The sequence below is a fragment of the Rhizobium sp. KNZ2-6A genome, from assembly GCF_056755475.1.
In genome coordinates this window covers 87,804-109,184 of sequence record NZ_JBNDIC010000012.1, presented here as the reverse complement: position 1 = coordinate 109,184, position 21,381 = coordinate 87,804, and the positions used below count along the sequence as shown (strand labels likewise).

Below are 21,381 nucleotides of genomic sequence, written 5' to 3'. Positions count from 1 at the left end.
GTCCTGCTGCAGCCGAAATGTTCTCACGGATGCCACAGGCGCGGAGGCGTCTTGGAGGAGAGGGATTGAGCCTGGACTATCTTGAACTGAAAACGCTCGGCCCGTATTTCGGGCTTCCCGAGGCTGCCGCGTTGCACGCGGTGCCTGTCAGAGCTTCATCGATTTGCGTTACGAGAATAGCCAAGGATGTCCCGGGTGGCGAGAGGCCGATTGTCTCCCTTCCCGTGTGCGACGCTTATTTCCTGATGGTCTACACCAAACAAGCCCATCATTGCGATATCCTGGCTGATGGGACTAGGACGCTGCCGCGAAAGTTCGAGCGGGGATCGGTCTGCCTTGTCGATCTTTCCGAAGGGGCGTCAATCGTCTTATATGCTGACCTTCATTCAGCTACTTTTTTACTGCCAAAGACGCTTATAGAGGAAGTCGGGGAGCTATCCAGCACAAGCCCGAAAATCGAGCTGCGGTGCCGAAGAGGCGAGAGGGATCCGGTTCTAAGCAATCTCACCGACATCATCCTTTCCCTCTTTGATCGAGAAACCGGTGCGCGGGAAGCGCTCCTCAGACACCTGGCAATTGCGATCTGCTCTCATCTGATCGAGGACCCTCTCGGCGAGACGGAGGCTGGCGCGGACGACACGATCCTTCCCTTCAATCGTGAGGCGGCGGCAAAAGAGTTCATGAGAAAAAACCTTGCCTGCGAATTGTCCGTCGCGGAAATCGCCGCGGCGGCTGGTCTCTCCGCCAATCATTTCTCGCAGGGATTTAAGAAAGTAACTGGCATCACGCCTCACCAATGGCTGATGCACATACGCGTGGACGCCGCAAAGGAGCTGCTGCGTGGAAGCGAATCATCGCTGAAAACGATCGCGAACGCATGCGGATTTGTGGATCAAAGTCATTTTACGAAGGTTTTCTCCCGTGAAACCGGTGTGACACCGGCAGTCTGGCGCGCCGGGTGCCTTAACTAATTTAAGCTAAGGGAAAGGAGTTTTTTCGTAAAAAAATCGTTGGAATTTACCAGGGAAATACTCTACCGTTGTGGCTGTAGGGGTGCTGGCCGGAGTGGACATTGGAAAGACAATCGGGGGATAATAACGCGCCCAGAACGCCTGCTCCCAGTCAATGGACGATGAAGGCGTCGGCTATCACGATCACGCGCCTGTGCTACGACAAGGATGATCTTCCGATCGCCCCGGCGAGCAAGCGCGACGAGGCGGTCTCTGTCATCATCCAGCTCGCCGATTTCAGAATGCACCGACTTTGGAAGAACAACGAGCTCATTTTCGAAGGCGGGCATCCCAAAGGCGCGATCGCTATTACCGATCTCAGAAATGAATGGCAGTGCCATCATCTCTCGCCTTTCGATAATTTGAGGTTCAATATCCCGCTGTCCTTCGTGCGCTCTTTCCTGGAGGATATCGGACGCCCGCAATTCGACGGATTCGACTGTCGGCCCGGCACCAGGGACGACGTCATTCTTGGCCTTGCTCAGGCCGTTTTGCCTTATCTCGTCAACCGACATGAGGCCAACCAATTGTTCTTTGAGCAAATCAGTTTGGTTCTTTTGACGCATCTGACCCATACCTATGCCAGGCAATATTTTCCGACGAGCAGGAATGGCGTTCTGGCGCCATGGCAGGAAAAAAGGGTGCTGGAGTTCCTGACTGCCAATGCCTTCACGCAGGTCTCGATCACCGAACTCGCCGAACTCTGCAACCTGTCCCGCAGTTACTTTAATAGGGCCTTCAAGGAGACATTCGGGCGGACGCCATACCGCTGGGTCATGGAGTATCGGATTTCAAAGGCCAAAGATCTTCTGCTTGCCGATTTTTCGATTCAAGAAGTCGCCGCAACGTGCGGTTTTGCCGATCAGAGCCATCTCACACGAGTGTTTTCGGATATTGCGGGAGAGCCTCCTGGCACCTGGCGCCGGCAGAACCGTTTGAAACTCGGCGATAAGACCTCATAAGGTCGCAGCCGGCCAGAAGCTTACGCTTTGGCGAAAAACTTCCCGTCAGATTCCGTCTCGAGCTGGGGCTCGTCTCCTTTCGGCGCCGTCTGATATCCGGCCGCCGAAACAGTCCAAATATCCAAACTATCCCTCTAAGCGACAAGAAGATTGCTCCCGCAGCGGGCATCATCCGCGCCGTCAACGCAATTCAGCTCAACGCTTTTGAGGAAAACACAATGACCGTAAACGCGACACCGACGCCGGGCTCGAAGCTTCTTACTCCGAAGGACCATACGCTCATCATGATCGACTTTCAGTCGCAGATGTCTTTTGCGACGAAGAGCATCGATGCTGTCAATCTCCGGAACAATGCAGCTCTCGTCGCTAATGGCGCCAAGGGTTTCGGCGTTTCCACCATTCTGACCACGGTTGCGGAAAAGAGCTTCTCCGGTCCGATGTTCTCCGAAATCACCGATGCGTTTCCCGGCCAGAAGCTGTTCGACCGCACTTCGATGAACACCTGGGAGGACGCTCCTGTCATCGAAGAGATCAACCGCATCGGCAAGAAGCGCATCGTGCTCTCCGGTCTGTGGACGGGCGTCTGCATCGTCGGCCCGGCATTGTCGGCGATCGAGCAGGGCTTTGAAGTCTTCGTACTGGCCGACGCCTGCGGCGACGTCTCCGACGAAGCCCACAACCGGGCGATGGACCGCATGATTCAGGCCGGCGCTCAGCCGATGACCTCGCTCCAGTATCTGCTCGAGCTTCAGCGCGATTGGGCGCGGACCGAGACCTACGACATGACGACGGGCATCGCCAAGAAGTTCGGCGGCTCTTACGGCCTCGGCATCATCTACGCAAAGACGATGTTCGGCGCGTCCGAAGGTCATTGAGGAGCGAACGGCCGCTCGTACTCATGCGATGCGGCTGCCTGCCCTTCGATCTTTCCCGTGGTGCACTCGCCTTTGCGCCACGGTATCCCCCATTTCCTTTCTGTCATGTGCACGGAGCTCGTCATGACCGCTTCACTACCGAATAGCGCGACCGTCGTCCTCGTGCATGGGGCCTGGGGGGACGCATCGGGCTGGAGATCCGTTATTTCCCTTTTGCAGAAGCAGGGCGTTGCCGTTGTCGCGGTGCAGAACCCGACCTCATCTTTGTCGGCGGATGTCGAGGCCACCCGCCACGTGCTGAACGAGATCGATGGGCCTGTCGTTCTCGCCGGTCATAGCTGGGGAGGAACCGTCATCACGGAAGCTGGCGACGACCCGAAGGTCAAGGCTCTAGTCTTCGTGGCGGCGTTTGCACCGGATGTCGGTCAATCAACTGGAGATCAGGTCGCGGCTCACCCAGCGCCCCCCGGTCTGGGGGAGGTAAGCTCCGACCGCAGCGGCAGCTACATGATGAGCGTGAACGGCTGGATCAACGCCGTCGCGCAGGATCTTCCGGAACAGGATGCGCGGGTTCTCGCTGCCACCCAGCCGCCGCTCGGCGCCGGCGCTTTCTCCGACAAGGTGAGCAAGGCTGCTTGGGCGAACCGCAAGAACTGGTACGTGATTTCAACCGAAGACCGAGCGGTCAGCGTAGAGCTTCAGCGGGAATTGGCAAGGAAGCTGAACGCCCGCACGACCGAACTCAAAGCCAGCCACATGTCACTGCTTTCGCAACCGGAGGCCGTTGCCTCGGTCATCCTCGAAGCCGTTGCCGACGCAACCGCCGCCTAGTTGTCGAGAAGTATGGAAAAGGACAACCCCCATGAAAATCTATCTGTATTCCCTGGCAGCCGGCTTGCTTGTCGGCATCGTCTATAGCCTGCTGAATGTCCGCTCGCCGGCGCCGCCGGTCGTAGCCCTTGTCGGTCTCCTGGGCATCCTTGTCGGCGAGCAGATCGTTCCCTTCGCCAAGACACTGATCAACAAAGAACCGGCTGCCGTCTCGTGGATACACCAGATCAAGCCGCATATGTTCGGTCACCTGCCGAAGGGTGGCAATCCAGCGGATGTCGCCGGGCGAGCTCAAGCGAACGTGGAGGAGCGGAGCTGATGACCACGCGCCGTACCTTCCTCGGCGGGGCATCGGGGCTGGCATTCTCGAACCTCTTCTCATCAGCCATCGCCGCCGATCCTCTCAAGACCGGAGTAGATACCATGCATGCTGACCTGGTCTTTCACCATGGCCTGATCACTACGCTCGACCGTTCCAACCCGACCGCTACCGCCGTCGCGATCAAGGACGGCAAGTTCCTCGCCGTCGGCCACGACGCCGAGATCATGGCGCTCGCCGGGCCTGATACCAAAGTCATCGACCTCAAGGGCAGGCGCGCGTTACCAGGCCTGATCGACAACCACACTCACGTCGTCCGTGGCGGCCTGAACTTCAACATGGAGCTGCGCTGGGATGGCGTGCGTTCGCTTGCTGACGCTATGGACATGCTGAAGCGCCAGGTGGCGATCACCCCGCCGCCGCAATGGGTGCGTGTCGTCGGCGGCTTCACGGAACACCAGTTCGCCGAAAAACGCCTGCCAACCATCGACGAAATCAATGCGATCGCCCCCGATACACCGGTCTTCCTGCTGCATCTCTATGACCGTGCGCTTCTGAATGCTGCGGCGCTGCGCGCGGTTGGTTATACCAAGGACACACCGAACCCGCCCGGCGGCGAGATCACCCGCGATGCATCAGGCAATCCGACCGGAATGCTGCTTGCCAAACCGAATGCCGGCATCCTCTATTCGACGCTCGCCAAGGGACCGAAGCTGCCCTTCGACTATCAGGTCAATTCCACCCGCCATTTCATGCGGGAATTGAACCGTCTCGGCGTCACCGGAGTCATCGATGCAGGCGGCGGCTTCCAGAACTATCCCGACGACTACGCCGTCATCCAGAAGCTTGCCGACGAAGGTCAGATGACCGTGCGGCTGGCCTACAATCTCTTCACCCAGAAGCCGAAGGCCGAGAAGGAAGACTTCCTCAACTGGACCTCCTCGGTGAAATACAAGCAGGGCAACGACTATTTCCGCCACAATGGTGCCGGCGAAATGCTGGTCTTTTCCGCCGCCGACTTCGAGGATTTCCGCCAGCCGCGTCCCGACATGCCGCCGGAGATGGAAGGTGAGCTCGAAGAGGTCGTGCGGGTGCTTGCCGAAAACCGCTGGCCCTGGCGTCTGCACGCCACCTACGACGAGACGATCTCCCGGGCGCTGGACGTCTTCGAAAAGGTCAACCGGGATATTCCGCTCGAAGGGTTGAACTGGTTCTTCGATCATGCCGAAACGATCTCCGAACGTTCGATCGACCGCATCGCCGCGCTTGGCGGCGGCATCGCCACCCAGCACCGCATGGCCTATCAGGGCGAATATTTCGTCGAACGTTACGGCCATGGCGTAGCGGAAGCGACGCCACCGATCGCGCGGATGCTGGAAAAGGGCGTGAACGTCTCGGCGGGTACGGACGCCACCCGTGTGGCCTCCTACAATCCGTGGGTCTCGCTTTCGTGGATGGTCACCGGCAAGACTGTCGGTGGTATGCAGCTTTATCCCCGTGCCAACTGCCTCGATCGCGAGACCGCGCTGAGGATGTGGACGGAGAAGGTCACCTGGTTTTCCAACGAGGAAGGCAAGAAGGGGCGCATCGAGAAGGGCCAGTTCGCCGATCTCATCGTGCCGGACAAAGATTTCTTCGCCTGCGCCGAGGACGAGATTTCCTTCCTCACCTCCGAACTCACCATGGTCGGCGGCAAGATCGTCTACGGCGCCGGTGAATTCGCCAGCCTCGATGAAAATGAAGTTCCGCCCGCCATGCCCGACTGGTCGCCGGTGCGCAGCTTCAAGGGCTATGCCGCCTGGGGCGAGCCGGAGGGCGCGGGCAAGAATTCCCTGCATCGCCGAATGATCGCCTCCTGCGGCTGCGCCAATGATTGCAACGTCCACGGCCATGCCCATGCCAACGCCTGGACCTCGAAGCTGCCGATTGCCGACCTCAAAGGGTTCTTCGGCGCGCTCGGCTGCGCCTGCTGGGCAGTTTGAGGAGAAGCGGAATGGGATCCATGGAAACGAAACTCGCATCACTTGCGCGCCCTCTCTTCGGGGCGCGCTGGATGCGCTTCCTTGCCTATCTCGGCCTCTGCGCCGCCTATCTCCAGGGCGGCCTCAACAAGCTCACGGACTTTCCGGCCGCGATCGGTGAGATGACGCATTTCGGCCTGTCACCGGCCCCGCCCTTCGCCGCGCTCGTCATCATCCTGGAGCTTGCAGCTTCCGTGATGATCCTTGTTGGTTTCTTCCGCTGGCTTGGCGCGCTGGGGCTCGGTGCCTTCACGTTGCTCGCTACCTTCCTGGCATTGCGCTTCTGGGAATTGCCGCCCGGCATGGAACGCTTCATGGCCGCCAATTCCTTCTTCGAGCATCTCGGCCTCGTCGGCGGCTTCTTGCTTGTCGCCTGGCTCGATCTTACAGAGCGGCAGACCGGCCGAACTTGAAGAGGACTGGTATTTAACCCGACCCCGGCAGAGATCAGAGGCGTATGCCGATCGCTAATTGATTGCACCTTTTTCCCATAGAAGCGACATGGCCTGCCTCAGCCCTGCCGCCACAACCACCAAGGAGAGCCCTGATGATCTGCCGTTCCCTCGCATTCGCCGCCTTGATTGCGCTTGGCGGTACCCCGGCGCTAGCTGCCCCCCAGTTTGCCGTCGCGCCTCAATACGATACCACCCATGTTTACGTCGAGCCGGCTGATGTAGACGCCTTCGTCAAGGGCTTCCTCGCTACCTTTGGCGGCACCAGCACCAAGCAGGTCGTGGCAAACGTTACGCCGACGCCAAGCAGCACGACCTCGCAACTCCTGCAGACGCCCGCCGGAACTGTTTCGCTCTTCGGCTTCAAGACCCCAATTCCTTATCCCTTCGGCGCCGAGCGCACCGGCTATCTCGTCACCGATCTCGACAAGGCCGTGAACGCGGCGAAGAAAGCCGGCGCGGATGTCCTCGTCGCGCCTTTCCCGGACCCGATCGGCCGCGATGCCGTCATCCAGTGGCCGGGCGGTGTCAACATGCAGCTCTATTGGCACAACACGAAGCCGAACTACGCGGCGTTCGAGACCATCCCTGAAAATCGTGTCTACGTATCGCCTGACGCGGTGGTTGCTTTCGTACGCGACTTCACCACGTTCGCCCATGGCAAGGTCGTATCCGACGATAAAAAGGCTCCCGGCGTGGAAATCGGCCGCGCCGATAGTGCGTACCACCGGATTCGCATCGAATCTGATTTCGGCAAGATGACGATCCTTGCCACCGACGGACATTTGCCCTTCCCCTACGGTCACGAGATGACCGGCTATGAAGTCGTCGACCTCGATGCCACTTTGCAAAAGGCGAAGGACGCGGGCGTCAAGATCCTCGTCGAGCCCTCTCAGTCGGGCGATCGTCGGGCTGCCATGGTGGAATTTCCGGGCGGCTACGTCGCGGAGATCCACTCTATTGCCAAGCCGCGATGACGATGCCGCGGCCACGTCCAGCGCGGTCGCTCGATCTTGGAGAGAGCTTAGATGACGATCGAACGATGCCTTGTTTCAACGGCTGTGGTGCTGGCCCTTTCGTCGGCGGCGGTAAACCCCCGCCGACTCATCCTCGCCAGCCAAACGGCCTGTGATCAAGAGCAATCGTTGGCAGGAAGATTGGTCTGCATTGGCTGATCCCACGCTCAGGACGCGGCCGCTCGACAGCCTGAAATACCTCCCGCTTTCGTCTGGTGATCCGGGAACCTACGTATCGTTCGGCGCGAATTTGCGAGACCGATTTGAGACAAACAACGCCCCAGGCTTCGGAATCGGAGGGATCGCGCGCGACAGCTATGTGATCCAGCGGGCGCAATTTCACATCGATCTGCATTTGTTTGATGACTGGCAAATATTCACCCAGTTCGAAGACGACCGTGCATTTGGGAAGCAGTCCGTTGGTCCCGCCGACGCCGACAAAATGGACCTAAGGTTGGCGTTTGTCTCCTACTCGCATGATTTCGATGCCGGCACCTTCAAGGCCCGAGTGGGCCGGCAGGATTTCGCATTCGACCTTCAGCGCTTTGTCTCCTCGCGCGACGGGCCGAACGTGCGTCAATCTTTCGATGCCGTCTGGGCGGACTGGGAAACGGGGCCTTGGCGATTCATCGGCTTCGTCAGCCAGCCGGTCCAATATCGAAACGACGAGGCATTCGACGATACGTCGAACGGCGACTTCCGCTTCAGCACATTGCGCGTGGAACGGCAGGTCCTGGGAACCAACGAACTCTCCGCTTACTACTCGCTCTATCAGAAGCGCAACGCACATTATCTGGACGGATCCGGAGACGAAGACCGGCATATATTCGACACCCGGTTTGCCGGCAGTTCGAGCGGTTTCGATTGGGATCTTGAGGGAATGGGGCAGCTGGGTTCCGTCGGCGACAAGGATATTCGAGCCTGGGCGATCGGCGCGCGCGGCGGGTACACCTTCGAGGATGCATCCTGGACTCCGAGGCTGGGCCTCCAGTTCGATATGGCCTCGGGAGACCACAATCCCGGCGACGGCACTGTCGGGACCTTCAATCCTCTCTTTCCCAACGGTTACTATTTCACGCTCGCCGGCTACACCGGCTACGCAAACCTGATACATCTCAAACCTTCGATCACAGTGAAACCAACCGACAAGATGACGCTGATGGCGGCGGTCGGCCTTCAGTGGCGGCAAACCACCGCGGATGCGATCTACGTCCAGCCCAATCAGCCGCTCGCGGGAACGGCGGGTCGCGGCGGCGCGTGGTCGGGAGCTTACGGGCAGATCAGGCTCGACTATGCCTTCAATGCCAATCTGACAGGCGCCATCGAGGCGGTACACTATGAAGTCGGCGACACTATACGTCGTGCCGGAGGCCATAATGGCAACTACCTTGGTGCTCAGCTGAGCTTCGCATGGTGACAGGTTTTTCGAGCGATCCCCACCGTCAACCTGCGGCGACCTTAGCTTTATCCAAATAAGACGAATATCGGACAAGCGGCGCTGGCGCATCACAGGCTAAGAAATCGACGTCCATGCCAAAGGTTACCAAGATGTCTGAAAACCCGATCGAGATAATGTTTTCCCGCAGGCAAACATTGCTGGCCGGCGCAACCCTTTCCGCTGCGATAGCCATGCCGTCTCTTGCCTTTTCCGCTGCCACCTCCACAAAGACTAAAGGAATACCGCCCATGACCACCAGCTTTGTCGAAACTAAAGACGGCGTACAGATCTTCTATAAGGATTGGGGTCCGAAAGACGCCCAGCCGATCGTGTTCCATCACGGCTGGCCGCTGTCCTCGGACGACTGGGATGCGCAGATGCTGTTCTTCGTCCAGCACGGCTATCGCGTCGTCGCCCATGATCGTCGTGGTCACGGCCGTTCCTCGCAGGTCAGCGAAGGTCACGATATGGATCACTACGCAGCCGATGCATCCGCAGTTGCCGAACATCTGAACCTGAAGAACGCCGTCCATATCGGCCACTCCACCGGTGGCGGCGAAGTCGCTCGTTATGTTGCTAAGTTCGGACAGCCGCAGGGCCGCGTCGCCAAGGCTGTTCTCGTCAGCGCCGTTCCCCCGCTGATGCTGAAGACGGAATCCAATCCGGGCGGCCTGCCCATCGAAGTCTTCGACGGCATCCGCAAGGCAGTTGCCGACAATCGTGCGCAGCTCTTCGTCGACTTCCCCACCGGCCCGTTCTACGGCTTTAACCGTCCGGGCGCGACCGTTTATCAGGGCGTGATCCAAAACTGGTGGCGTCAGGGCATGATGGGCAGCGCCAAGGCCCATTACGACGGCATCAAGGCCTTCTCCGAAACAGATCAGACCGAAGATCTCAAGAAGATCACCGTTCCGACCCTCGTCCTGCATGGCGATGACGACCAGGTCGTTCCGATCGCCGACTCCGCCGAACTCTCCGTCAAGCTCCTCAAGAACGGTACCCTGAAGGTTTACAAGGGCTACCCACACGGCATGCTGACGGTCCACGCCGATGTCATCAATCCGGACCTGCTCGCCTTCATCAAGGCCTGACAACACGATCCCGCCTGCCGCTAAGCTCAAGGCTGGCGGCAGGTCATCACGAAAGCAGTGCCCGAAGCGCCGGAGCACTTTACCAAGGTCTCCAGGAGGCTCCACCAATGAAAGCCGTTCCGCTTCCTCTTCTGCTCAGCTTCAACGGGGGATATGTCGATACTGTCGGCTTCCTGGCGCTCGGCGGGCTGTTCACCGCGCACGTAACAGGCAACTTCGTGACTTTGGGCGCATCGATAGCCTTGGGTACGGGAGGCACTCTGTCGAAGCTCCTGGCACTCCCGGTTTTCTGCGCCGTTGTATTCGCCTCACGGATCGTCGGGCTGGGGCTGCAGCGCGGCGGTTGGCCGGTCCTGCGTCCTCTTCTTGTCGTCAAGCTGGCGTTGCTTGTCATCGCTGCGGCGATCGCCTTGGCATACGCTCCCTTCAGCGATCCGAACAGTTCGACCGCCTTCGCAATCGGCATGGTCCTCGTTGCCGCCATGGCGGTGCAGAATGGCATTCATCGCGTTCATCTGGCGAAGTCTCCGCCGTCGACCCTGATGACCGGAACGACGACCCAGATCATGCTCGACCTTGCCGATATCGCCACGGGCGGGCATTCGGAGAGCACGGCCGCGGCCTACTCGCGTCTGAAGCGGATGGTGCTCGCCGTTGTCGCCTTCGCATTGGGCTGCGCCATCGCGGCGCTGACGTTCATTCTCTCGCCCATCTGGAGTTTTGTCGCCCCTGCCGTCCTAGCGGCCCTGGCGCTTGTTGCGCATGTCGAAACGCCGGAAGGCGATTGATTGGCATAGACCACCAAAACGCAGCATCTGTCGAACCCAGGAGAATGAAATGTCCGACCGGCAGATGTCTGATTCCAGTTACAGCCATGTCATCGATGTTGGTACCAGTCCGGCGATCACGTCCACCATCGCTTTCTTAGCTTGCCGTGCGCGATATCGAGCCGGCGGCATTCCGGCATATCGCGCAAACGCAACGCTAAAGGTGCTTGCCGATCCGTAGCCGACGCGTTCTGCCACCCGATCGATTCCGAGATTCCGATCCCGCAATAGCTGCTTTGCGAGCGCCATGCGCCAGGCCAGCAGATACTCCATCGGGCGGAGGCCGACGATACGGTTGAACCGCACAAAGAAAGCCGAACGGGACAGCGCCGCTTCGTTGGCAAGATCGGCGACAGTCCAAGGATGTTCGGGGCGAGCATGCATTGCATGAAGCGCGGCCGCCAGGCGTTCGTCACCCAAGCCGCGGCTCAGGCCAGGCGCGGATGTGGCTTCCGTTCCGCATCGCAATGCCTCGATCAACAACACCTCGAGAAGCCGTTCCAGCACAAGTTCGCGCGCCGCTCGCTGCTCGCGCGTTTCCTCGTCGACCAATTGCATCAGCGTGGCAAGCCGGGGCCGGTCGCGAACGAGAACCACATCCGGCAACAGTGAGACAAGCAGGGCTGAATCCGGTGCGCCGAAGCTGCAATGGCCGATCCGCATGCGCAGATCGGCAGGACCGTCATGGCGTCCGACTCGGAAATGTCCTTCGCGGACCTGTGTCGGGAACATGGCGGACAGATCGGCCGGCGCATCGATGCTCTCGTTGACAAGGTTCCGCATCGCTGGCGCGAGTACAAAGTCGCCGGCCTGAAGGATGAATGATTGATGGCTGCCGAACGTAACGCGGCAACTCCCCTCCAGGATCGCGCAATAGAATGGTTCGCCCGTCGCCTCGCGATGAATTCGCCACGAACCCGCACATTCCACCAGCTTCGACAAACGGGCGGCGGGCTGTAGCAGAGTGACGATTTCGGCAAGAGGATCAACGGCCATCATCAGGACTAACGCTAAAGAAATGCAGACTGCAGCCTATATTAAGTCTTCGGCCTGGTCACTACCATAGTGTCGTTCACCTTATATGGAGATGCCTATGCCTACGATATTGATCACCGGTTGCTCGTCCGGCTTTGGTCTGGAAACCGCAAAACTGTTTCTCGAAAGGGGCTGGGAGGTGATCGCGACGATGCGAACACCCAACGAAGATTTGCTGCCAGCCTCAAAGCGCCTGCGCGTCCTTGCACTCGACGTCACCGATCCGGCAAGCATCGCGCAGGCAGTGGAGGCGGCAGGCCGCATCGACGTTCTGGTCAACAATGCCGGTTTCGGCGCGCCATCTCCGGTCGAACTGACAGCACCAGAAACAGTCCAGGCGCTGTTTCAAACCAATACGATCGGTACACTGGCAATGGTTCAGGCTGTCGTGCCGCAAATGCGGCGGCGCCGGGCCGGAGTCATCATCAACGTCACTTCCACTGTGACGGTCAAGACATTGCCAGTCGTTGGGGTCTATCGCGCGAGCAAGGCGGCGGTAAACGCCTTCACCGAGTCGCTGGCGGTGGAAATGGAGCCATTTGGTGTGCGCGTCCACATCGTTTTGCCGGGCCGTTCGCCGGAAACAAGCTTTGGCGCCAATGCCCGCCCGCATCTGCGTGGCATGGACGACCCGGACTATGCACCGCTGCTCCAACAATTCGTGAAGAGTGTGCAGGAAGACACAGGCCCCGTGACCCATGCACCCGACGTGGCAGAGGCGGTTTGGCGAGCTGCCACCGACCCGTCTGTCCCCTTGCGTATTCCCGGTGGTGCTGACGCAGAGCTTTGGATGGCCGAAGCAGGTTTGTAACCGGAACTGCGGTAGCCAAAGCGGTGACACCGCTTCCGCTTGGGCCAATCAATCAAGGGGAATATGCTGCAGTCCGGCGAAGGTTCCCCTTGTTTTTGGACCATCGAAGGGTCGACGCTTTTTCGATTACGATGTTTGCAATTGGCGTGAAGCAGGCGAGCCCCGGCGTCCGAATACAGTTCAGGTGAGAAATCCAAATCTGAATGCGAATATTCAAGAAGTTCGCGCCCAACGGGATGATGATCGTCTACGACCCTTGTGAAGGATTTTCCTTATGATCGAGCCAAAGAGAACCGAGGCCCATATTCGCGACGGCAAAGAGAGTCTCCCGGAAATGGAAGACCTCCGCCTCGAGCTTCCGGTCGCGATCGAACCGGCTACGGAAGAACGCCTCGACGAGGCCTTGCTGGAGACATTTCCCGCCAGCGATGTGCCGGCCACCGGCCGCTTTGAGTAACGTTAAAGTCTACTGCTGAAACCTTTCCCGAAGGATCCGAGAGATGGATGAATCTGTGAAATCGCGCCGTTTGGCACCATTGAAAACCCCGACGGGCCTCGGTCACGAGGCGGTGACCGACATATCCGCCAGCGCCACGACCCTGCTTGCCGATGTCTTTGCCCTTTACCTCAAGACCAAGAACTTTCACTGGCACATGTCGGGGCCGAGCTTCCGCGATTATCATCTGTTGCTCGACGAGCAGGGCGAACAGCTTTTCGCTATGACGGACCCTCTCGCTGAGCGTGTCCGCAAGCTCGGCGGCGGAACTCTTCGTTCGATCGGTGATATCGCCCGCCGCCAGCGCATATTGGACAATGATGCCGATTTCGTCCATCCGCATGAGATGCTCGCCGAACTTCGTGACGACAATGGCGCGCTCGTCGCCAGTATGCGTGCTCTCCACAATACATGCGACGAGTATAACGATGTCGCCACCGCCAGCCTGCTGGAAAATTGGATCGATGAGGGCGAGCGCCGCATCTGGTTCCTCTTCGAGACGCTCCGCAATACCAATGCTTGACCAGCCAGCAGCCTTAAAGCGCCGATGATAACCGCGACAGGAAGTCGCCCGTGAAAGGGCAGCGTCGTGCGGGGAAATTCTCGCGCCTATACAAAAATAGCCCTGCCTCAACTGTTGGGGATGAGGCAGGGCTTTGAGGCTAGGCAATAGCCTCTTGTGCGAACATCCGGTTGAGGGCAGATGGGTTCGCACGGCGGTCTTCTAAAGGGCTTTCCTGAAACGAGAGTGAAAAGCGAGCTAGATGGCGTATAGCTGCTAGTCGCAAACGGTCTGTCGCACCACGACCCTATGGTGATGGCGGTATCCGTAACGTCTTTCTGTCCAGCAGCGCTGGCCGTACCTATATCTAGGGCCGTCGTAATCGCCATCGTAAGCGTAGGCTGGCGGATAACGATAGTAGCGTGGTGGGGGCCGGTCATAATCGTAGCGCGGTCCAACCCCGTATTCGAAATAAATCTGGGAAAATGCCGGTGACGCGGCCAACGTCGTTGCGAGCGCCAGCGCTGCTATTGCGATATTTTTCATGTGTTTTTCCATTCCGACCTGTACGCCGCCTAAGCAAGGCTTTGTTCCGCGGATATTATATCTCACGAGCGCTTCTGAACACGGGCGAAAGTCCCGATCAATCAGGACTTTCGCCCTATAAAATGAAATAGCTTTCGGCAGGGACGCCGATGTATCATGGAGATCCACCGGGTGAATTCTTCGATCCGCCTCCAGGTCCGGTCCGATCATCTTCGATCAGGCCGAACTTGCGTGTGAAAGCTGAAAGAGCTGGCGGATGCGGTTGGCCAATGTCTGCGCATGCTGCAATGGTGTGATGCCATCCCCGCGCAGGCGCTTTTCCTGCTCGAGCCTATCGGCGAGCGTTGCGCCGATCGCGTCAGCCAAAACGGGACGCTCCCGCAGGACTTCGCAGAGCTGATCTTTCCCAATCTCGCAGGCAACGACCGCCGTCAGGGCGACGATGCGGCCGGGTTCTTCCGCGCCGATCAAGAGACCACGTTCGCCGAAGAAATCCCCCGGCGATAGTCGATTGAGTTCCACATCCCGACCATTCTCCTGGCGGACGACATGCACCACGCCACTTTCCACGAGCGTCAACGCCTGTGAGCGTTCTGCCTGCGGAATAATCTCTGTCCCTTTGGAGTAAGTTCGTCGCGTAGCGGATCTGAAGAGCGTTTCACGCTCTTTTTCCGTAAGGGCGGAAAAGAGTGGCAGCATCGCCATGAGCCGTAACGGGTTCTCGGACGCTTCCTCTGTGCCAGTCAAAGCCTCTGGTCTGAGCGCTGCATTGAACACGGCGTTACTTGCGAGTGGAATTCCGGCCGCCAGCGCGTGCCGGTACAACAGATCGTAAATCTCATTCCTTGCGGGTGTCGTCTCGGAAATGTCACGGATGCGAAAAGCAAGCTCGAATTCGATGACTTCCTTGGTGAGGCTGACGATCGAGATCAGGGGATCCGGAATGCGCATCATATGATTGCTTCCCAGCGTGACCGTTTCGAGCAGTCTCGTCATGGTCGCTGGTGTGCTCGTCGGAGCAAGCTTGATCGACATGGCAATGCCATGTGTTTCATCGGGGCTGTTGAGATTGACGAGTTGCGATTTTGCGAGCGCGCTGTTTGGAATGACGACGAGATCGTTGGTGGCGTTGGAGAGATGGGTCGCGCGCCAGTTCGTCTCGATGACGCGACCCTGGACACCACCTTCCAAAATGATCCAGTTTCCGACCGTGTACGAACGACCAAGATTGAGGGCGATGCCGGAGAATACGTCGGAAAGCGTGCTTTGCAACGCCAGACCAAGGACGATAGCAAAGACACCGGATGTGGCGATCAGCGTGCCAACCGGCACACTGAATACATAGGCCACCACCGAAAGTGCCGCCCCGACATAGATAATCCCAGCGATCAAGTCCTGGACGAACCTCGCTTCGCGGGGGCGGCGCTCGAAGATCAGGAACAGCCTGATGCTGCTGACAAGCATCGTCGCCCCGCCGAGCCACCAGATCGTCTTTGCAAGTCCATAGAACAGGCGGTGCCAAAGGTCCGACGATGTCAACGTTTCGGCGTAGGGCGCAACGCCGTTCGCCAGCAGAATGGTGGTCAATGTAATAAAAAAAGCGACATCGATAGCAAAACGGACGGCCCTGTGCTTCGGCAATAGCCAATGCGCACCGGCGACAATGGCGACGAGGAGCAAAAATTGCGGAATAGGATCAAAGAGATATCGCATCACGTGGCCCAGGGAACAACCCACCACCGGTAGACCACTTTCAGAACGGCGTCTTGGCGATTTCAACGAATTTTGGCGTTCTATCGTTCAGCAACGGTGAACAACGCTTAGTTCACGTATGCAATTTCAATCTCGTTGGAATTCATTGTTGGGTAAGATCGCGACCAGGGCAAGCTCTCCTTAGCGGTGGATCTGGGCGTTGCCACGGTCGCGACTTGGCTTTGATAACTCTTCTCCTTGATGCGGTCAGAAATACTGTCGCTGACCGCAGTGCTCGCAAGGCAGGCACATATTGATCTGATTATCAGCAACGCGGGGCGACCTTAAGAGCGGTGCGCTTCCGGGCCGTCAAAGGCTTTGACGAACAATCGATTTGTCCAAAATACAGCCATGACGACAAGACGCGCTTCATGACTATGCGCGAAATATTCGCAACGTTTGCAACAGCGAAGCACTCCCATATGAAACTTTCGAAGCGACATCTGGCAATCGGAGCCGCGTTCGTATCGGCTATGATCGTTACTGGGGTCGGGATTGCCGCCTGGATCGTCTATGAGCCGGCACTTCCCGAAATCGCGCGCCCATCCCCCTCGAGCTTCGACCGCGGTCTCGTGGCAAAGGGCGAGCAACTCACCACCGTCGGCGATTGCATCGTCTGTCACACGGCGCCGAACGGCGCGCCCTTTGCCGGCGCGCGGGCTTTGCCGACGCCTTTCGGCACGCTCTTCTCGGACAATATCACCCCTGACGAGAAGACGGGCATCGGCGCCTGGCCGCTTGCCGCATTCAGCCGCGCCATGAGGCAGGGCGTCGGTCGCGATGGAAGCCATCTCTATCCGGCATTGCCCTATGAGCATTTTACCCATGTCAGCGACGATGACCTCAAGGCCATCTACGCATTTCTGATGACCCGCCAGCCGGTCTCGCAGCAGGCTCCTGAAAACCAGTTGCTTCCGGGCCTCGGATTCCGGCCGCTGCTTGCCGGCTGGAAACTGCTCTTCCTCCGGCAGTCGGCGTTCGAGCCCCAGGCGAACGAAAGCGCCGAATGGAACCGGGGCAAATATCTGGTGGACGGACTTGCCCATTGCGGTGGCTGTCATACGCCGCGCAATCTCGCTGGTGGCGAGGAAAGGGCGCGCGAATTTGCCGGCGGCGTCGCGGAGGGCTGGAATGCGCCCGCGCTCGACGAGACGAACCCTTCCGCCGCGAGCTGGAATGCGGATTCGCTCTTTGCCTATCTCAAGACGGGATCCGATCGGGGGCACAGTGCGGCGGGCGGCCCGATGGGACCTGTTGCCGAAGGCCTCTCCCGTCTCAAGGATACCGACGTCAGGGCGATCGCCGTATATATCGATTCCCAGATGCATCCCTCCCGGGAGGCCACTACGACAGTCGCCACAGTCGATGCCACCACCGATAACCGACCTGCCGCCGCCGCGCATTCCGAGGCCGATCTTCTCTTCGAAGGTGCCTGCTCCGGCTGCCACGCGCCGCGAGCGCCGATGAACGTCAACGGCCGGCCGCTTCTTTCGACCGCGTCTGACCTCAGAGCAGACGATCCGAGAAACGCCGTGCAGACACTGCTGCAAGGGATCGTGCCGCCAGGGGAAAAAGGCGCCTACATGCCGTCCTTTTCCAGCACCATGACCGATCGCCAACTGGCCGATGTGCTCTCCTATGCCCGCGCCCGCTTCACCGACAAGCCGGCATGGCCGAATCTGGAAGCCACTGTCGGCGATATTCGCAAGGAGAATGCGCAATGACGATCTCGATCAACGTCAATGGTGAAGGCCATGAGGTGGAATCCGATCCGGATACGCCGCTTCTCTATGTGCTCCGTGACGACCTCGAGCTGAACGGCGCAAAGTATGGATGCGGCCTTGGACAATGCGGTGCCTGCACCGTGCATGTCGACGGGAAGCCGGTCTTTTCCTGCCTGACGCCGGTCGGCCTGCTCGCAGGCAGGAAGGTGCGCACCATCGAGGGGCTGGGCACGGCCGAAAAGCCGAATGTCGTCCAGAAGGCCTTCCAGGACGAGCAGGCCGCACAGTGTGGCTATTGCATTGCCGGCATGATCATGCGTGCCCAGGCGCTGCTCGATCGTAACCCGTCGCCGACTGAGGAGGAGATTCGCGTGCATATGCAGCCCAATCTCTGCCGTTGCGGAACCCATACCCGAATATTGAGGGCGGTACATCGCGCAAGCCGCGCTCTTTCCGCCGCTTCTGTGACGGGAGGCGCGCAATGAACGCCATTCCGAATGCCGGTCTCACCCGGCGTTCCTTCCTCAGCGCAAGCGGCATCGCCGTCGCATTTGCACTTACGCGTCCGGCTTTCGCCCAGCTTGCCGGCGGCGGCGAAGGAGGGGCAGGCCCTGCGGTCGTCGCTCCCGACCTTCCCGGCAGTCTGAAAAGCTGGCCCTATCTCGATTCGTGGATCCAGCTCGATGAGAAGGGTCATGCCACCGTCTTCACCGGCAAGGCCGAGCTCGGGCAGGGTATCAAAACTGCATTGCTGCAGGTCGCAGCGGAAGAGCTCGATCTGCCGCCTGCTTCGGTCACGCTCGTGACGGTCGATACCGCCCGCACGCCTGACGAGGGCCTGACGGCGGGAAGCCATTCGATGCAGGATAGCGGCACTGCAATCCGCAACGCGGCAGCCAATGTTCGGATGGTGCTTCTGCAGAAGGCGGCCGAGCGGTTGCAGGTCGAGCCCGAGAAGCTTTCGACGACCGGAAATGGACGAATTCTTGGATCCGACGGCCAGACTGTTTCTTATGGCGAGGTCGCCGCAGTGCTCTCGCTGCATGTCGAGGCAATCGCCCATGCACCGCTGCGCCAGAAGACCGAATTCCGAACAATGGGCACAAACCTTCCGCGCATCGACATCCCCGGCAAGACGACGGGCGGTCAGGCTTTCCTTCACGATATGCGCCTGCCGGGCATGCTGCATGCCCGTTTGCTGCGCGGGCCGAGCGAGAGGACACGTCTGAAGCTGCCGCCCGCCGCCGAGATCGAAGTGATGCCCAAGGTGGTCAAGTTCGTGCAGAACGGTGATTTCGCGGCCATCGTCGCCGAGAAAGAGTGGGACGCGATCAAACTGATGCGCACGCTCCAGGCATCCGACTACGAGCCCGCCGGAGCGCCGTTTCCGACGGGAAGCGTCACGGATACGTTGAAGGCATTGCCGGCTCGCGATATCGTTATTCTCGACGTCGCCCATCCGGCCGCAGCGCCTGTCAAAACGCTGTCGGCGCGCTATACGCGCCGATGGATCAGTCACGGCTCGATCGGTCCCTCCTGTGCGGTCGCGCTGCTCAAGGACGATCTCCTGACCATCTGGACCCATAGCCAGGGGACCTATGACGTGCGCCTCGTCGCCGCCGAGCTGCTTGGCCGGCCCATCGAGAAAATCCGTGCAATCCATGCCGAAGGTTCCGGCTGCTACGGTCAGAACGGCGCGGATGACGTCGCCGCCGAAGCGGCCTATATCGCCATGACGGTTCCCGGCCGGCCGGTCCGGCTGCAATGGATGCGAGAACAGGAGTTCGGATGGGAGCCGCTCGGTCCGGGCATGGTTACCGAGGTCGAAGCTGGTCTCGACGCGTCCAACCGCATCGTGGCGTGGAAATACGATGTTTGGAGCAATCCGCACAACAACCGTCCGGTCGGCGCCGGCGGTGTGCTCATCGGCAACCAGATCGTTCCCGGCTTTCCGCAGCCGGAAGGTAAAGAAATTCCGATGCCGGAAGGAGACGGAAGCCGCAATTCCAATCCGCTCTACGATCTGCCGAACATGAATGTCCTTTATCACTTCATCAAGGACATGCCGATCAGGGTCTCGGCATTGCGTTCGCTCGGCGCCCATCTCAATGTCTTCTCGATCGAAAGCATGTTCGACGAACTGGCGCTTGCAGGCAATATCGATCCGCTCGATCTTCGGCTGAACCACATGGCCGACGTCCGGGCGCGCCAGGTCATGCAAACGGCGACTGATGCCTTCGGCTGGCGCAAGCGTCAAAAGAGAGGTCTCTTCCACGGTTTCGGCATGGCCTTCGCCCGATACAAGAACCTCGGCGCCTATTGCGCCGTCTGCCTGGAGATCAGCGTCGACCAGAACACAGGGCGCATCACCGTTCACCGAGTTCAAGCCGCCGCCGATTGCGGCGAAGTCGTCAGCCCCAATGGCGTTCAGAACCAGATCGAGGGTGCGATCATTCAGTCACTCAGTTGGTGCACGCGCGAGGAAGTCACCAACGATGAAACGATCCGCACCAGCTTCGATTGGAGCGCGTATCCGATCCTGCGTTTCCTCGATATTCCTGAGAAGATCGACGTGATCGTCGAGGAGCAACCCGGCCAACCGTTTCTTGGTGTCGCCGAATGCGGGCAAGGGCCGACTTCGGCCGCCCTTGCCAATGCGTTGGCCGACGCGACCGGCATACGCTTCCGCGACATGCCGATGACCCCGGAACGGGTGAGGGCGGCGATCGTCACTCTTTAGGTCCCTCGATGCCAGCCTCCGCTAGCGCGGCGCGAAGAGCGGTGATGAAGACACGGACTTTGGGGAGCACCAGACGCGTCGTCGGATAGACGGCCCAGATGTTGATCGCCTCGGGTTCCGCGCCCTGAAAATCGATCGGCACCAGGTGGCCAGCCTTGATATCGTCGGCCGCGTACCAGGTCGACAACATGGCGATGCCGCCTCCGCCAAGGCATGCCGTGTAGCAGCCTGCGATGCTGCTGCAGGAAAAGCGCCCGTTCAGTCTGGCGTGCCGCTCAGCACCATGCTCGCGAAACGTCCAATGAGTGGCGCCGGCGAGCGACAGGCAGTCGTGATCGGCGAGTTCGTCGAGGGAGGAGGGCGTGCCGCGACGGGCAAGATAGCGCGGACTGGCGACGACGACCCGCGGATTGTCCGCGAGTTTGCGGGCGATAAGGCTGCTGTCCCTGAGCCGGGCGATGCGAATTGCGAGATCCGTTCCGGTCGCCACGAGGTCGGGCAAGCTGTCGGTCATGTCGACCGAGATTCTCAGATCCGGATTGTCCTCTAGCAGCTTTGGCACCATCGGCATGATGAACTTCAGCGCGAACGAGATCGGCACGGATATGCGCAGCAAGCCGGCGGCGCTCTCGGTGCCGGAATGCAGGAGCGCCATGGCAGCCGCTTCGTTATCGACGAGCGCTTGCGCGAAAGGCAGGAAGCTCTCGCCTTCCGGGGTGAGCGAAAGCGACCGCGTTGTGCGATGGAGCAGCCTGACGCCGACCGCGGCTTCAAGCGCGGCAAGCCTGCGTGTTGCGACCATGGGAGTGACGCCGAGACGCCGTGCGGCAGCGGAAAGGCTTCCGGCCGAAATCGCCGCGGTGAAGACCAACACATCATCCGTGTTCATTATATCGATATCCGTTACACAGGCCGATCATCCAAGATGGCTAA

Annotated in this window: 20 protein-coding genes and 1 pseudogene; 17 read left to right on the top strand and 4 right to left on the bottom strand. The window is 59.6% G+C overall.

Annotation, left to right across the window (positions count from 1 at the left end):
- Nucleotides 1-65: 65 nt before the first annotated feature.
- From ACPYOP_RS11060 to ACPYOP_RS11020, 9 genes and pseudogenes are all read left to right on the top strand, one after another.
- Nucleotides 66-971, top strand: coding sequence for a helix-turn-helix domain-containing protein (locus tag ACPYOP_RS11060; protein ID WP_481410426.1), 906 nt, complete (start codon nucleotides 66-68; stop codon nucleotides 969-971).
- Between the two features lie 161 nt (nucleotides 972-1,132).
- Nucleotides 1,133-1,972, top strand: a complete 840-nt coding sequence (locus ACPYOP_RS11055) for a helix-turn-helix domain-containing protein (RefSeq protein WP_481410425.1) — start codon at nucleotides 1,133-1,135, stop codon at nucleotides 1,970-1,972.
- A gap of 218 nt (nucleotides 1,973-2,190) precedes the next feature.
- Nucleotides 2,191-2,847 (top strand): hydrolase, encoded by a 657-nt coding sequence (locus ACPYOP_RS11050; RefSeq protein ID WP_481410424.1) that lies wholly within the window; start codon nucleotides 2,191-2,193, stop codon nucleotides 2,845-2,847.
- 123 nt (nucleotides 2,848-2,970) lie between these two features.
- A complete protein-coding gene (locus ACPYOP_RS11045; protein WP_481410423.1) occupies nucleotides 2,971-3,678 on the top strand; it encodes an alpha/beta fold hydrolase in 708 nt (235 codons plus the stop codon).
- Nucleotides 3,679-3,709: 31 nt separating this feature from the next.
- Nucleotides 3,710-3,997: a XapX domain-containing protein gene (locus ACPYOP_RS11040; RefSeq protein ID WP_481410422.1), complete on the top strand. Its 288-nt coding sequence runs from the start codon at nucleotides 3,710-3,712 to the stop codon at nucleotides 3,995-3,997.
- Complete coding sequence (locus ACPYOP_RS11035) at nucleotides 3,997-5,979, top strand: amidohydrolase (RefSeq protein ID WP_481410421.1); 1,983 nt, start codon at nucleotides 3,997-3,999, stop codon at nucleotides 5,977-5,979. Before ACPYOP_RS11040 ends, ACPYOP_RS11035 begins: the two co-directional genes overlap by 1 nt.
- A 20-nt stretch (nucleotides 5,980-5,999) precedes the next feature.
- Nucleotides 6,000-6,431: a DoxX family protein gene (locus ACPYOP_RS11030; RefSeq protein WP_481410465.1), complete on the top strand. Its 432-nt coding sequence runs from the start codon at nucleotides 6,000-6,002 to the stop codon at nucleotides 6,429-6,431.
- A 134-nt stretch (nucleotides 6,432-6,565) separates the two neighbouring features.
- On the top strand, nucleotides 6,566-7,447 hold the full coding sequence (locus ACPYOP_RS11025; protein ID WP_481410420.1) for a VOC family protein: 882 nt from the start codon (nucleotides 6,566-6,568) through the stop codon (nucleotides 7,445-7,447).
- Nucleotides 7,448-7,592: 145 nt separating this feature from the next.
- Nucleotides 7,593-8,903: pseudogene (locus ACPYOP_RS11020) on the top strand (alginate export family protein); the annotation flags it as partial.
- Nucleotides 8,904-8,928: 25 nt separating this feature from the next.
- Here the strand turns inward: ACPYOP_RS11020 and ACPYOP_RS11015 are convergent.
- The gene (locus ACPYOP_RS11015; protein WP_481410469.1) at nucleotides 8,929-9,174 is read right to left on the bottom strand and encodes a hypothetical protein; all 246 of its coding nucleotides are present in this window, start codon (nucleotides 9,172-9,174) and stop codon (nucleotides 8,929-8,931) included.
- Here ACPYOP_RS11015 and ACPYOP_RS11010 point away from each other — a divergent pair.
- Both ACPYOP_RS11010 and ACPYOP_RS11005 read left to right on the top strand, forming a co-directional pair.
- Entirely contained in the window at nucleotides 9,059-10,015 is a 957-nt protein-coding gene (locus tag ACPYOP_RS11010; RefSeq protein WP_481410463.1) for an alpha/beta fold hydrolase, read from the top strand. The genes ACPYOP_RS11015 and ACPYOP_RS11010 overlap by 116 nt on opposite strands.
- A 107-nt stretch (nucleotides 10,016-10,122) precedes the next feature.
- Nucleotides 10,123-10,803, top strand: coding sequence for a YoaK family protein (locus ACPYOP_RS11005; RefSeq protein ID WP_481410419.1), 681 nt, complete (start codon nucleotides 10,123-10,125; stop codon nucleotides 10,801-10,803).
- Nucleotides 10,804-10,881: 78 nt separating this feature from the next.
- Here the strand turns inward: ACPYOP_RS11005 and ACPYOP_RS11000 are convergent, their stop codons facing one another.
- Nucleotides 10,882-11,838 (bottom strand): AraC family transcriptional regulator, encoded by a 957-nt coding sequence (locus tag ACPYOP_RS11000; protein ID WP_481410462.1) that lies wholly within the window; start codon nucleotides 11,836-11,838, stop codon nucleotides 10,882-10,884.
- Between the two features lie 97 nt (nucleotides 11,839-11,935).
- Here ACPYOP_RS11000 and ACPYOP_RS10995 point away from each other — a divergent pair, with 97 nt between their 5' ends.
- The 3 genes from ACPYOP_RS10995 to ACPYOP_RS10985 all read left to right on the top strand — a co-directional run bounded on the left by ACPYOP_RS10995 (nucleotide 11,936) and on the right by ACPYOP_RS10985 (nucleotide 13,707).
- Nucleotides 11,936-12,688, top strand: a complete 753-nt coding sequence (locus ACPYOP_RS10995; RefSeq protein WP_481410418.1) for an SDR family oxidoreductase — start codon at nucleotides 11,936-11,938, stop codon at nucleotides 12,686-12,688.
- Between the two features lie 274 nt (nucleotides 12,689-12,962).
- Nucleotides 12,963-13,145, top strand: coding sequence for a hypothetical protein (locus ACPYOP_RS10990; RefSeq protein WP_481410417.1), 183 nt, complete (start codon nucleotides 12,963-12,965; stop codon nucleotides 13,143-13,145).
- Between the two features lie 43 nt (nucleotides 13,146-13,188).
- A complete protein-coding gene (locus ACPYOP_RS10985) occupies nucleotides 13,189-13,707 on the top strand; it encodes a Dps family protein (RefSeq protein WP_481410416.1) in 519 nt (172 codons plus the stop codon).
- A 741-nt stretch (nucleotides 13,708-14,448) separates the two neighbouring features.
- Here ACPYOP_RS10985 and ACPYOP_RS10980 read toward each other — a convergent pair.
- Nucleotides 14,449-16,011, bottom strand: coding sequence for a cyclic nucleotide-binding domain-containing protein (locus tag ACPYOP_RS10980; protein ID WP_481410415.1), 1,563 nt, complete (start codon nucleotides 16,009-16,011; stop codon nucleotides 14,449-14,451).
- 395 nt (nucleotides 16,012-16,406) lie between these two features.
- On the opposite strand from ACPYOP_RS10980, the gene ACPYOP_RS10975 reads away from it, so the two are divergent.
- The 3 genes from ACPYOP_RS10975 to ACPYOP_RS10965 are packed head-to-tail and all read left to right on the top strand — an operon-like array spanning nucleotide 16,407 to nucleotide 20,448.
- Entirely contained in the window at nucleotides 16,407-17,708 is a 1,302-nt protein-coding gene (locus tag ACPYOP_RS10975) for a c-type cytochrome (RefSeq protein WP_481410414.1), read from the top strand.
- Nucleotides 17,705-18,193 carry a (2Fe-2S)-binding protein gene (locus ACPYOP_RS10970; RefSeq protein ID WP_481410413.1) on the top strand — a complete coding sequence of 163 codons (489 nt, stop codon included), beginning with the start codon at nucleotides 17,705-17,707 and terminating at the stop codon, nucleotides 18,191-18,193. The genes ACPYOP_RS10975 and ACPYOP_RS10970 overlap by 4 nt, the downstream gene beginning before the upstream one ends.
- On the top strand, nucleotides 18,190-20,448 hold the full coding sequence (locus tag ACPYOP_RS10965) for a xanthine dehydrogenase family protein molybdopterin-binding subunit (protein ID WP_481410412.1): 2,259 nt from the start codon (nucleotides 18,190-18,192) through the stop codon (nucleotides 20,446-20,448). The genes ACPYOP_RS10970 and ACPYOP_RS10965 overlap by 4 nt, the downstream gene beginning before the upstream one ends.
- Here the strand turns inward: ACPYOP_RS10965 and ACPYOP_RS10960 are convergent.
- Nucleotides 20,438-21,337: a LysR family transcriptional regulator gene (locus ACPYOP_RS10960; RefSeq protein WP_481410411.1), complete on the bottom strand. Its 900-nt coding sequence runs from the start codon at nucleotides 21,335-21,337 to the stop codon at nucleotides 20,438-20,440. The two genes, ACPYOP_RS10965 and ACPYOP_RS10960, sit on opposite strands and share 11 nt — an antisense overlap.
- Nucleotides 21,338-21,381 lie beyond the last annotated feature (44 nt).

Bases quoted from the DNA above. Each gene is read 5' to 3' on its own strand.
- ACPYOP_RS11055 (WP_481410425.1), top strand. From the start codon at position 1,133: ATGAAGGCGTCGGCTATCACGATCACGCGCCTGTGCTACGACAAGGAT.
- ACPYOP_RS11050 (WP_481410424.1), top strand. From the start codon at position 2,191: ATGACCGTAAACGCGACACCGACGCCGGGCTCGAAGCTTCTTACTCCG.
- ACPYOP_RS11045 (WP_481410423.1), top strand. From the start codon at position 2,971: ATGACCGCTTCACTACCGAATAGCGCGACCGTCGTCCTCGTGCATGGG.
- ACPYOP_RS11040 (WP_481410422.1), top strand. From the start codon at position 3,710: ATGAAAATCTATCTGTATTCCCTGGCAGCCGGCTTGCTTGTCGGCATC.
- ACPYOP_RS11035 (WP_481410421.1), top strand. From the start codon at position 3,997: ATGACCACGCGCCGTACCTTCCTCGGCGGGGCATCGGGGCTGGCATTC.
- ACPYOP_RS11030 (WP_481410465.1), top strand. From the start codon at position 6,000: ATGGAAACGAAACTCGCATCACTTGCGCGCCCTCTCTTCGGGGCGCGC.
- ACPYOP_RS11025 (WP_481410420.1), top strand. From the start codon at position 6,566: ATGATCTGCCGTTCCCTCGCATTCGCCGCCTTGATTGCGCTTGGCGGT.
- ACPYOP_RS11010 (WP_481410463.1), top strand. From the start codon at position 9,059: ATGTTTTCCCGCAGGCAAACATTGCTGGCCGGCGCAACCCTTTCCGCT.
- ACPYOP_RS11015 (WP_481410469.1), bottom strand. From the start codon at position 9,174: ATGGGCGGTATTCCTTTAGTCTTTGTGGAGGTGGCAGCGGAAAAGGCA.
- ACPYOP_RS11005 (WP_481410419.1), top strand. From the start codon at position 10,123: ATGAAAGCCGTTCCGCTTCCTCTTCTGCTCAGCTTCAACGGGGGATAT.
- ACPYOP_RS11000 (WP_481410462.1), bottom strand. From the start codon at position 11,838: ATGGCCGTTGATCCTCTTGCCGAAATCGTCACTCTGCTACAGCCCGCC.
- ACPYOP_RS10995 (WP_481410418.1), top strand. From the start codon at position 11,936: ATGCCTACGATATTGATCACCGGTTGCTCGTCCGGCTTTGGTCTGGAA.
- ACPYOP_RS10990 (WP_481410417.1), top strand. From the start codon at position 12,963: ATGATCGAGCCAAAGAGAACCGAGGCCCATATTCGCGACGGCAAAGAG.
- ACPYOP_RS10985 (WP_481410416.1), top strand. From the start codon at position 13,189: ATGGATGAATCTGTGAAATCGCGCCGTTTGGCACCATTGAAAACCCCG.
- ACPYOP_RS10975 (WP_481410414.1), top strand. From the start codon at position 16,407: ATGAAACTTTCGAAGCGACATCTGGCAATCGGAGCCGCGTTCGTATCG.
- ACPYOP_RS10970 (WP_481410413.1), top strand. From the start codon at position 17,705: ATGACGATCTCGATCAACGTCAATGGTGAAGGCCATGAGGTGGAATCC.
- ACPYOP_RS10965 (WP_481410412.1), top strand. From the start codon at position 18,190: ATGAACGCCATTCCGAATGCCGGTCTCACCCGGCGTTCCTTCCTCAGC.
- ACPYOP_RS10960 (WP_481410411.1), bottom strand. From the start codon at position 21,337: ATGAACACGGATGATGTGTTGGTCTTCACCGCGGCGATTTCGGCCGGA.